General features: G+C 60.6%; 9 protein-coding genes and 1 pseudogene. 8 read left to right on the top strand and 2 right to left on the bottom strand.

The window, feature by feature from the left end; genetic code table 11:
* Positions 1–236 (bottom strand): hypothetical protein (locus EP376_RS18615; protein ID WP_127657135.1); only part of this gene is annotated, 236 nt, incomplete at its 3' end.
* A gap of 67 nt (positions 237–303) precedes the next feature.
* On the opposite strand from EP376_RS18615, the pseudogene EP376_RS18610 reads away from it, so the two are divergent.
* Together EP376_RS18610 and EP376_RS18605 are read left to right on the top strand one after the other, a co-directional pair.
* Positions 304–650 (top strand): annotated as a pseudogene (locus tag EP376_RS18610) (transposase); the annotation flags it as partial.
* A 298-nt stretch (positions 651–948) separates the two neighbouring features.
* Positions 949–3987, top strand: coding sequence for a glycosyltransferase family 4 protein (locus EP376_RS18605; protein WP_127657134.1), 3039 nt, complete (start codon positions 949–951; stop codon positions 3985–3987).
* Between the two features lie 21 nt (positions 3988–4008).
* Here EP376_RS18605 and EP376_RS18600 read toward each other — a convergent pair whose 3' ends face one another.
* Positions 4009–4233: a hypothetical protein gene (locus tag EP376_RS18600; protein ID WP_127657133.1), complete on the bottom strand. Its 225-nt coding sequence runs from the start codon at positions 4231–4233 to the stop codon at positions 4009–4011.
* Between the two features lie 309 nt (positions 4234–4542).
* Here EP376_RS18600 and EP376_RS18595 point away from each other — a divergent pair, with 309 nt between their 5' ends.
* From EP376_RS18595 to EP376_RS18570, 6 genes are all read left to right on the top strand, one after another.
* Positions 4543–5652 carry a glycosyltransferase family 32 protein gene (locus EP376_RS18595; RefSeq protein ID WP_164744991.1) on the top strand — a complete coding sequence of 370 codons (1110 nt, stop codon included), beginning with the start codon at positions 4543–4545 and terminating at the stop codon, positions 5650–5652.
* A gap of 253 nt (positions 5653–5905) precedes the next feature.
* Positions 5906–8068, top strand: coding sequence for a glycosyltransferase (locus EP376_RS18590; protein WP_127657131.1), 2163 nt, complete (start codon positions 5906–5908; stop codon positions 8066–8068).
* A 35-nt stretch (positions 8069–8103) separates the two neighbouring features.
* Positions 8104–8937 carry a hypothetical protein gene (locus EP376_RS18585; RefSeq protein ID WP_127657130.1) on the top strand — a complete coding sequence of 278 codons (834 nt, stop codon included), beginning with the start codon at positions 8104–8106 and terminating at the stop codon, positions 8935–8937.
* A 9-nt stretch (positions 8938–8946) separates the two neighbouring features.
* Positions 8947–9936 carry a hypothetical protein gene (locus EP376_RS18580; protein ID WP_127657129.1) on the top strand — a complete coding sequence of 330 codons (990 nt, stop codon included), beginning with the start codon at positions 8947–8949 and terminating at the stop codon, positions 9934–9936.
* Positions 9929–10135, top strand: a complete 207-nt coding sequence (locus tag EP376_RS18575) for a hypothetical protein (RefSeq protein WP_127657128.1) — start codon at positions 9929–9931, stop codon at positions 10133–10135. Before EP376_RS18580 ends, EP376_RS18575 begins: the two co-directional genes overlap by 8 nt.
* Positions 10132–11040 carry a WcbI family polysaccharide biosynthesis putative acetyltransferase gene (locus tag EP376_RS18570; protein ID WP_127657127.1) on the top strand — a complete coding sequence of 303 codons (909 nt, stop codon included), beginning with the start codon at positions 10132–10134 and terminating at the stop codon, positions 11038–11040. The genes EP376_RS18575 and EP376_RS18570 overlap by 4 nt, the downstream gene beginning before the upstream one ends.
* Positions 11041–11057 lie beyond the last annotated feature (17 nt).

The following is an 11057-nucleotide window of genomic DNA, read 5'->3' as shown; positions in this document are numbered from 1 at the left end:
GGCGGACAGGCAGGGTCAAGGAGGGACAGATTTGGGTCCCCAAAACTCTGCCGCAAAAACCGGGAGGCCAAGGCCGATAGGTTTTTGTGGATGGCTCCCTTGAGGCTGAAGAACTCCGAGCCATCCCCGTTGCGGGTGTTGCGGAACATGGCGCCCACGCGTTGGAAGCGGGTGCGCTCCTGACCATCGGTGTCGGTGAACTTGACGGGGACGGTAGCGACGTAGTGGTTGGTCATTTGGGTTACTCCTTGTTGCGATGGGGATCGCCCGGCACGGGGGCAAGAGGCCCGGTCGCAAGCGCAAATGGCGCGTCTGGAGCCCTACTTTCCAAAGCCCCATGGCAAGCCTCGCGTCGATGACCGGTAGGTTTTGAGCGGGATTGTTTTCATCAATCGCAATGGCTTGCGGTGGCGGGATGCACCCAGGGAATACGGCCCACATAAGACACTCTACAACCGTTGGAAGCGGTGGAGTGACAAAGGCATCTTCGCTCAGATGATGGCCAGCTTGGCGGCGGATCACGGCGAGAAGAAGACGGTCATGGTCGACGCGACCTACCTGAAGGCACACCGCACGGCGTCCAGTCTGGGCGCCAAAAAGGGAGGCGCGGGCGTCGGATTGACCGCACCAAGGCCGGATTGCGGGGCAAACGCACGATCGCCGGGACGGCGCGCTCTGCGGCATGTACTGTTCCAGGCCGCTCTCGTCGCCGCACATCACAACCCATACTGAAAGCCTTCGCGCAGAGACTGCGCGATGCCGAAAAACCGCACAAGGTCATCATCACTGCGGTCGCGCGCAAGCTCGTCACTATCGCAAATGCTCTATGCAAAGCACACAAAACATGGGGCATTCAAGGCGCGTGACGGAGGTAGCTTGGCCGATACGAGGGTGTCTGTTACTTCCTGCTGAGTTCGTAGTTTAGCCTAGGACTGAATAGCTCTCCCCGTGTCCAGTATCCTTGTCATCTCGCCTGTCTCGTCCCACCCGCCGCAGAATGGCGCGCGGCGGCGGATCCATTCGCTTCTGAGCCTGCTCAAGGCGCGGGGGCATCGGATCCATTTCGTCTACACGGCCTGCGAGAAGGTCGATCTGACTCGGATGAAGATGCTGATGGAGGCGGATTGGGACAGTGTCGATGTCTTTCCCTCCGGGCACCGGTTCGAGAAGACGCTTGGCGCGGATTTCGCGCTCGATGACTGGATCAACCCGCATCTGCGTGATGTCCTGCCTGCGCTCGCGCGGCGCTATGGCGTGACCCATTGCCTGACGAATTATGTCTTCCAGTCCGCCTATCTCGACGCGCTGCCCGAGGGCGTGGCCAAGATCCTCGACACCCATGACAAGCTGTCGCGGCGGCACCTGTTCGAGGCGCTCGGGGTCGCGCCCGGCTTCTATCACACCACCGAGGCCGAGGAGCTGCGCGGCCTGGCCCGGGCCGATGTGGTCCTGTCGATCCAGGACAACGAGGTGGATTATTTCCAGCGCGCCGGGCGGCCCGTCGTCGTGGTGGGCCATTCCACGCCCAACGCCTTCGTCGAGAAGCGTTATACCCGGGTCGAGCGGCTGGGCTATATCGGCGCGTCGAACAAGTTCAACATCCATTCCCTCGAGGCGCTGATCCCGGCCTTCATCGCCCATGTCCGGACCACCGGCTCGCGGCTCTCGCTCCATATCGGGGGCAATATCATCAAGACGTTGCAGGATCGGCCCGAACTGGACGACGACTGCGTGCGGTTCGAGGGCTATGTCCACGACATCGGCGCCTTCATGGAAGAGATCGATCTCTACGTGAACCCGACGCTCATCGGCACGGGGCTCAAGATCAAGAGCGTCGAGGCACTGAGCCACGGTGTGCCGGTGATCTCGACGGCGACCGGCTGGGACGGGCTGCCCGCGCTCGAGGGATTTCATGACGCCCCCGACATCGCCGGCCTGATGGACACGATCGCCCGGGTCGAACAGGAGGGCTTCGACACGCTCACGAAGCTCGCCAATTTCTCGCGCGCGAGCTTTGCGGAATACGAGATGAACCTCGAGGTCAATCTCGCCCGGCTGTTCGAGGCGCCCCGCGACGAGCTGGCCGACTGGGCCGGGGCCAATCCGCGCTTCATCGGCAACCGGCAAGCGGAGAACCCGGGCTTCCTGCGGCTGGGGGATCTGCGCGATGTGCCGGTGCGGACCGGGCGGCCGCGCATCGCCCATGTGGTCAACCCGGTGCGCATGCCAAGGACCTCGGATCTCTATATCGCGCAGCCCATCGTCTACCGTTCGATGGTGCGTGCGCAGGACGCAACCCGGGATGCCAAGGTCACGCTGGTGGCTCGCCGCTTTGCCGAGGATGCAGGCTACCAGGCCGCGGCCTTCGATCTCGAACTGCCACTGTATCGCTCGGCCCGCGATCTGGGGATCGTCGAGGACGCGCGCAAGCTGCCGCTTCTGGCGGATGTGTTCTCTCTGGCCGACCTGCCCGACGAGATCACGCATGTGGTCTATACCAACAGCGATATCGGTCTTCTGCCGCATTTCTACGATTTCGTGGCAGACCGGATCGCCGAGGGGCACGACGCGCTTGTCATCAATCGCCGAACCCTGCCCAAGACATTCACCAGCCCCGCCGAACTGACCGAGCTTTACGCCGAGATGGGGACAGATCATCCGGGCTTCGACTGTTTCGTCGTCTCGCGCGAGATCCTCGAGGCCTGCCAGTTCGCCGAAACGCTCGTGGGGGTGCATCTGATCGGGCGGGTGGTGTTCTGGAACCTGATCGCCCGGGCCCGGAAGATCGGCTATTTCCCGGCGCAGAACCTGACCTTCCATATCGGCGACGACGTGCCGTCGAAAAGCCGCCAAAGCCTGCCCTATATCCGGCATAACCTCAAACAGGGCGCCGCCGTGGCGAGGGCCCTCAGGGCCGATCCCGGCGGCTTTGCCGATGCCGCCCGGCTCGAGCGGTTCAAGCGCGTGCTGCAGGTCTCTCCGGGTCAGATCCACGGGCCCCACAAGCCCGGCTCGGACGGCAGCAACCTGGTGATGATGCACAGCCTGTTCCGCTCAGGCTCCACCTATATCTTCCAGAAGGTGCGCAAGGCCCGGGACTGGACGGCCTATTACGAACCGTTCCACGAGGACCTCGCGCTCTTCAGGCCCGAAAAGCTCGAGGAGTTCCGCGAACGCCATTCCGGCCGGTCCTTCCGCCATGCCGGTGCGGACACCGGATCCGGGCCGGGATCAGACTGGCTCTTCGCGGAATACGAGGGGCTGCTGACCCCCGGTGAACGCGGCGTGCGCGGCTATGACCGGCGGATGAGCTACATGCTCGATTTCGACGGCTACGACACGGCTGTCGCGACCTATGTGGGGGGGCTGATCGGGGCCGCGCGGACAGAGAACCTGTTCCTGCAGTTCAACCGGAGCGCCCTGAGGCAGGATCAGATGTGCCGGCTTTTCCCAGAGGCGACCCATGTCTATCTGAACCGGAACCTGCGCGATGTCTGGGGCTCGTATCTGAGCTTTCAGGTCAAGGGGGTGCACGGCTTCCTGCGCAACAACCTCGCGTATCTCTATTTCAACGCGCAACGGTCCCTGATGCGGGCCCTCGCCCGGCATGTGCCGGTCCGGGACGAGGCGTTCCAGTTCTATTTCCACGGGCATCTTGGTGAATGCTATCATGACTACAGCCTCGACCAGCATTTCCTGATCCACGCCACGCTGTGGTATGCCGCGCGTGCCCAGGCCGAGGCCCATGCGGATCTGATCATCGATCTCGACGGGCTGGAAACCGACCGCCTGTCCCGTCTGGAAACCGAGGCCGGGCTTGCCGCGCTGCGCCTGCCCGTGGCCTTCGCCGATCTCAGCGGGCGCCACTATGCCCCCATCGACCTCGGTCTGCCGCCCAGCCGGCTGACCAGCCTGGAGGAGACAGCAAAGGAGATCGTGGCCGAGGCCCTGGCGGAAGATCAGCCCGTCCGCATCGGGGCGGAATGACCGGTTATCGCGGAAGGCGCGTCAGCCCTCGCCCGAGACGTTCCCGGGCGCCGTGATGGTGAAGCCCTGCTTTTCGAGAGCCGTCAGCAGGCGGCGCCCCTTCTTCATGTAATCAGCGCGGTTTTCCTGCCACGCGGCCTTGACCTCTTCGGGCGAAGCCTCGGGATTGGCCAGCTTCAGATCGATGCGGTTCAGGTTGCGGCCGATGGCAAGAACGATGGGCTTGTTGGCCGGGACGTCGGACATGGATGGTTTCCTTGAACATGGTTGTGGGACACGGTCTGACGGTTTCGCCCGGCCTCTTGCCCTGACGAGGACACATTATTCCGAATGGCCCCTCGAGACCACTCTGATGATGAAAGCCGTTGCTCCGAAACCGGTGTGAGAAATACACGCCTTTGCCAATCTCGACCAGCACATCTATCCTCCGCCTGCCCTGTCACAGCCGTCCGGACGGCTCGCGTCTCTCGAAGAAACGACGCGCAAGCATGGCGCGGATATCGCCGCCAGCGGCCCGCCAGCGAGAGGGCCGGAACCCAGAAAAGGGAGAGAGACTTGGACGCCTTCAGCATCATCATACAGGATCGCGATGACGATGCCTCCGGACTTCCCGATCAGCTGACCGAGAATGTCGAAAGCTTCACCCGGCAGCATCCCGACATATCGCACCATGTCCTGTTCAACGACGAGATCGAGGCGCGCCTGCATGACGGATTCCCGCCCGAGGTGCTGCAGGCCTATCGCACGCTGGTGCCCTATGCCTACAAGGCCGATCTGGCGCGGTATTGCATCCTCTACCTGCAGGGCGGGATCTATTTCGACATCTCGATCAATTTCCAGGCCCCCCTCCCCGTCGAGGACGGCAGGCTGACGGTCTTCCGCGACATCATGTCGGCCGCACCCTCGGATTGCCTGAACGGGCTGATCTATAGCCCGCCCGGCCATCCCGCGCTGCAAAAGACAATCGAGACCTGTATCGCGAACGTGCACTCCGAGTATTACGGGCCGAACCACATGGCCCCGACAGGGCCTGTCCTGTTCGGGCGCTGCCTGGCGATGACCTGCGCACCGGAAGAGCTGAACCCGGGCACGGGGCTTCTTCTCAACCCCACCGATCCGCTGCCCACGCTGCTTTTCGACCACCCCGGCTGCCCCTCCCGTCTTGTGGCCCATCGGCGCAAGACAGGGCCTGGTCTCGATGGAAAGGGGCTGGCCAAGGGTAATGTCTATGGCGTGATCTGGAAGACGCGGGGCATCTATGGCTACCGAAGGAACCGTTCCTACGAACTGGCCTATTTCACGGATCGCGGCGGGGTGGTGGGCGGCTATCTGCGCAATGGCAGGCTGCGCGTCCTGCCAGAGGACCGGGGCGCCATTCTCTATGGTCCGGGCGTCTATCTGACCCCCGGCAGATATCGGCTCGCCATCGAACTTTCGGAGGTGGAAGACGTGTCGGCCCTGTCCATCAGGTTCGTCTCGAAAGAGGCCGGGACCGACGAGCTCCTGTCGCTGCCGGATGTCGCCCCATGCGATGGCCTGTCAATTCTCGCATCGGTCGAGATCGCCGAGCCGGCGCATGATTACCACGTGATCCTGGCCGGGCCACGGGGAAAGGCTTTCGTCTTCGACGCTATCCACATCCTGCAAACGCACCCCGACGTCTGATCGCGGCCGATGACGCCGCGTTGGGACAGATCCGTTGTCGCCTGACAGGCGTTCAAACCGTCTCCGAGGCGATGAAAAATCGTGCATGGCGAAGGGAAGCCCGGTCCACCCCATGCCGGAAAATCTGCAAACCTGTTCCCGCACACTATGGTGCGCCAGACAGGACACACCCTTTTCCAATGACGCGGTCTGGACAGCATATGGCATCTGTGTTTTCAGGATTCATACCTTTTTCTAAGTTCAAAGTTGCCTGATGCGTATCGCTTGGTTAAGCCCATTATCCAGATTTTCGGATATCTCGCACCATTCCCACTCGATCCTGCGAGCCGGTGCGGACACGATAGGCAAGACCTCCGATCTGACTGTCGATCTGTTCATCGAACCCAGCAGTCACTACCTCGTGCCCCCGGTTCCCGCGACGATCCTGCAGCCGTGGCACGACGCCGATTTCTTCGCGGCCAATTATGATCTGACGATCTTCAATATCGGCAACAACGTGACCAATCACAGCGCGATCAACCGGCTGTGCCTGTCGCATTCCGGGATCGTGATCGTGCACGACATCATGATGCAGCATTATTGGGCCAACGTGATATTCGAACAGAACGCCAACCCGGCGCTCTATGCGGGCATGCTTCTCGATTACTATGGCGAAGAGGGCGCTCAGGTTCTCGAGAAGTCGCGGATCACGATCGCGCCCGGACGCGCCCGGTACGCCCCATGGGATACACCGGCCTGCATCGATTTTCCGCTGATCGAGCCCTTTCTTTCGAATGCGACCCAGGTGGTCGTCCACTCGGCCTTTGCTGAGCGCGAGCTTTCGAAGCTGGGAAAATTCGATTTCATCCGCCTGTTCCTGCCCACCGACAAGAAGCCGGTCCCCGAGCAGCCCGCACCACCGGTTGAAGAGATCAGGATCTCGTCTTTCGGCGATATCTCACCTCCGAAGAACTATGACCTTCTGATCCCGGCCATCGCCAGTGTCGCCCGCGAACTGAACCGGCCGATCCGCTACAGGATCGCGGGTCGACCGGGACATACGACCTATTACGACAGGATCCTCCGGCTGGCCGAGCAGGCGTCCCACGAAACCTTCACCTGCACCGTGGCGCCGAATGTCTCGGAAACGGAATTGCGCGCGCTGAAGGCCAGCTCGCACATGTTCGTCAATATCCGTCACCCCAATACAGAAACGGCCAGCGGGTCCCTTGCCGAACAGGTGGCCGTGGGCGTCCCCGTGGTCGTTTTTGCCTCGGGGTGCTATGATGATCTGCCGGACACGGTCGTTCAGAAGGTCCATACGCTCTCTTCGACGGCCATCGCCTCTTCGATCGCAGATGCGCTTGAGCCGGCACGATTCACGGAATTGTCGGACGGGGCCCGCGCCTATGCCGCCGATCACACGGCGCAGCGCTATTTCGAAACGCTGATTGCATCGTGCAAACCCGCGCGCCCCCGCGCCGACGATGCCGGAGCGGCCCGCTACCGCGCGACCCTCGACGGGGTGGTGCGGAAAAAGGCCCGCAGGATGAGCGGGATCGATATCATGCGTACTCCCGAGCCCGCCAAGCAGATCCAGGCGCTCAGCCTGGAGTGCATGGCTCTCATGCCGGGCAGCCGCCGCCCGGACGTGGAAGAGATACTGACGGCCTTTTCAAAACTGGTTCCGCCTTCCGCGATCGAACAGACACTGCTTCTGATCCGGCATTTCCTTGAAAAGCGCCCGGCCAACGGCACGATCGATCTGGCCTCCATTCCGCCGATCGTGCGCAGATCGATCGTCTTCCTCGACAATGACGACATGCTGCAGGATTATTACGAACGGGTGGGCCAGACGCTGATCGGCCGGCAGGCCCGGGATTACGAGAACCTGGTCGGCGCCCTGATGGCCCACGAACGCGAACGGTTCTCCGGCGAGCGGGACAAGGGCCAGTCGCTCGGGGCCGAACTTTCGGGCCTGTCCGACAAGATCGGACAGGTTCGCGATGCCATGCAGACACACCTGTTCCTGCGCGGGGTGCACAACCTCAGGCTCGACGAGATCGACCAGTCACATCCGATCCTCGACACCTTGTTGCTGCTTGGCTGTCATGCCCCGGAAAACACCCTCGTATGGACCCGCATGCCATCCGCGGTGATCGGGATACGCCGGCCCAATGAAACGGCCACCCTGTCCTTCTCGATCGAAGCCAAGCGCGGCGTCGCCAAGGTTTCGGCGATGAGCCAGGGGGTCCGCGTGCAGATGACGTCGAAGACGGATGTCGAAATCACGGTCGACCCTGCGACCCCCCAGGGAAGCCGGGTGGCCTTTGTCGAGCTGAAGGGCGGGCAACCCTTCTTCACCCCGACCGGGTCACAGGAACATCCGCACGGGCGGATGCTGTGCCTGAAGCTGTCGGACTTCGCGATCGCCTGACCGCCCTTCCCTACGTTCTGAATGTGAGGCCAACCTTGGAATTTCGCTATCACGTCGATCCCCGGGACGGGCACTTTGCCCGGATCATGTCGGAGTTGGTAACCCGGCTCCACCGCACGGGGGAATTGGATTTCGGCCTGTCCGAGAGCCATGATCCCGGCACGACCATTCTTCTGACCAACGATCCGGAGCGTTTTCTGGACACGCGGTCCGCGCTGCTGTTCATCGGCACGGTCGATCCGGCCCATGACGCGGTGCTGGCCATGCAGGCCGAAAGGGTGATCGTCACCTCCCGGTCGCTTCAGGCCCGGATAGGTCTGAAATCGGATCAAGTGCCGGTGCTGGCCGAACTGCCCGCGGGCCCGGTCACGACCGGTTCAGAGACCGGCCGCGCTCATAAGTTCGAGATCGTCCATTGCTCGGAAGCAGGCGGCGTCGTGGCGCATCCCCTGGGCAAGGCGGGCATCGCGGCCCTGCCCGGGCTTGCGATGTTCGAGGGTCTCGATCTGCCCTGCTCCATCCGGCTGCATCTGGGCGACAAGCCCTTTGACAGACACGATTACCGGGTCGCGGATACCGTGGCCTCGGGCCGACTGGCCGCGGATCTGAGCTTCGATATCCGCAGCGATTGCGGCGACCTCAATCCGTGGGAAGTGTCCGGCCCGATCTTCGGCGAGGCCCGGTCGCTGGACAATCTGCAGGCGCTGTACGACTGCCTCGTTGATCCGATCTTCACCTCCATCCTGCTCAGGCGACAACAGGATCTGATGCCGGGTTTCAACAAACCACGAGAGGCCGCGATCCGCGACATCCTGCGCCAGAGGACCCCGAAGATGATCGAGCTGCTATTTCGGCAAGCGGCAGGATAGAAGTCACTCATGCAATACCTTCTTCACATCGGAACGAACAAGACAGGCACATCCAGCCTCCAGCGCATCTTCTTCGACAACCGTGCTCTGCTGTCCGAATATGGTATCGCCTATCCAACGGTCGGCATAGAAACCGCAGCGCACCACAATGTGTCCCGTGCCTTGAAGGGCGTGCAGCTGGACGAACTGGGCATGTCGGAAAACTGGATCGAGCAACTGCATGCAGAATGCCAAGGTCATGACATTTGTCTGCTCTCCAGTGAGAACTTCCACACGATCCAACACCCCTCCAACGTCCTGCCGCTATGTCCTCGCGGCCGGACGAAGGTCATCGTCTACATTCGGGAACACGCCGTCTACCTGACCTCGTGGTATCAACAGGCGATCCAGTCACGGAATACTTCGATGACACTGGACGAGTTCATAGACCACCACCCTGCCAACCACATGACAATGATCAATGGGTGGGTCGAGGCCTATGGTCAGGAAAATGTGATCGTCAGGCATTACGAGCGGGACGCGCTGAAAGAACGGGACATCGTCGCCGACTTCCTTCAATTTCTTGATCCCGAGATTTCCCGACATCTGGCAAAAGTGAAGATTGCATCCAACCCCAGCGTCTCTGGGAACCTCCTGTTCTTCAAGCGTGTCCTGAACGTGTTTCTTTCAAAAGAAGAATCCCTTTCGATAGCAAATGAGTTCTCCGATATGGTCGATCTGGATCCAACATTCGGAGGCAGAATAGCTGTTCAGCAGAATCAAATTGACCGCATTAAATTTCAATATCGAAATGATCGGCGAGATCTGAATAGTCTTTATAATTTCAATATCAGGGCAATCGACAAGCCGATCAAAGGATCTCTCTGCCCCGACTATGATCGGCTTGAGAGAGATATGGAAAAGATCATGGATTATTCCATCAATATGGATTTCAAATTATTGCAGTTCGTCGATCGGATGAACATGCTCTGGAAGTACAGGTTTCCCTCCAATGCGTGATTTGCCATCGACAATCCGTGGATATTTCGGGTCGCGGACCGACCTGATCTTCACCTCCATCCCGCTCAGGCGACAACAGGATCTCCTGACCGCCTTCAGCCGTCCCCGCGAAGCGGTGATCCGCAACATCCTGCGCGACCGGAGCCCGACGCAGATCGCGCAGTTTCTGAGGCCAGGGATGACCGGAGCGGCCGCATGAAGGCCCTCGTAATCGCCAATTGCACCTCGCACACGACCGGGCAACTTCTGCGACACAGTGGGCATTTCACAGAAGTGGAAGCGGTGGCGCTCTATGCGCTGACCCCCGAGAAAAAAGAGGACCTTTTTTCCCGGCTCAATAGCTTCGACATCATCTTCACGGTGCCACATAACGCGAACTGGGGGGACTTCGCCCTCACCAATCTAAAGAACAGCTTCAAAGACAAGATCATAAGCTACGCCGTGCCATTCTTCTCGGGACTGCATCCCGATATCGTCTATGTGGACAATGCCAAGAATGCCCGCCTGAAGTCCCCTATCGGAGATTATCACAGTTCCCTCGCGATCTATGGCTATGTGAACGGCCTATCGGTCAGAGAGGTGGCCGCGATCTGGCGCAACGAAATCGTCACGCCAGTCTATGACGTGGAACAGGTCTGGGTCGACAGCTACGACGAGATCCGCTCGCGTGAGGCGGGGTTGGACGTAAAGGTCGGCGACATATTCGACACGATCAACCGACAGGAAGTCGGGATGCTGACGATCAATCATCCCAGCTTGAGAACCCTGAGCCTGATGGCGGAACGACTTGTGAATACTGCCCTTGGGGGAAACGCCAGCTGGATCGATACCTCCACCCTCCCTCATAACCTGACAAATGACACCGTCATCCCTCCGACGCCATCGGTTCGTCAGGCTTTTCAATTGCCCTATCGTGCAAGCGAATTGTTCGTATGTGGGAGGGGCACCGAGCAGCCCGGAGAAATCATCGATTTTGAAACGCTCTGCGATCGCTCCTACCGACTCTACAACGAGGTGGGAATTGAAAACATCCTGCCCAGAACACCGGCGCAACTCGCTAAGGATCTTTCAGACGCCATAAAAAAAAATCTTACTTCAATCTGAAAACTGAGAAAGGGACT

Origin of the sequence: Alexandriicola marinus (genome assembly GCF_004000435.1) — a bacterium.
Classification (GTDB): domain Bacteria; phylum Pseudomonadota; class Alphaproteobacteria; order Rhodobacterales; family Rhodobacteraceae; genus Alexandriicola; species Alexandriicola marinus.
The sequence above is the reverse complement of the archived record's forward strand: the minus strand, read 5'-3'. Positions and strand labels throughout refer to the sequence as shown.

Bases quoted from the DNA above. Each gene is read 5' to 3' on its own strand.
- EP376_RS18570 (WP_127657127.1), top strand. From the start codon at position 10,132: ATGAAGGCCCTCGTAATCGCCAATTGCACCTCGCACACGACCGGGCAA.
- EP376_RS18600 (WP_127657133.1), bottom strand. From the start codon at position 4,233: ATGTCCGACGTCCCGGCCAACAAGCCCATCGTTCTTGCCATCGGCCGC.
- EP376_RS18575 (WP_127657128.1), top strand. From the start codon at position 9,929: ATGCGTGATTTGCCATCGACAATCCGTGGATATTTCGGGTCGCGGACC.
- EP376_RS18590 (WP_127657131.1), top strand. From the start codon at position 5,906: ATGCGTATCGCTTGGTTAAGCCCATTATCCAGATTTTCGGATATCTCG.
- EP376_RS18580 (WP_127657129.1), top strand. From the start codon at position 8,947: ATGCAATACCTTCTTCACATCGGAACGAACAAGACAGGCACATCCAGC.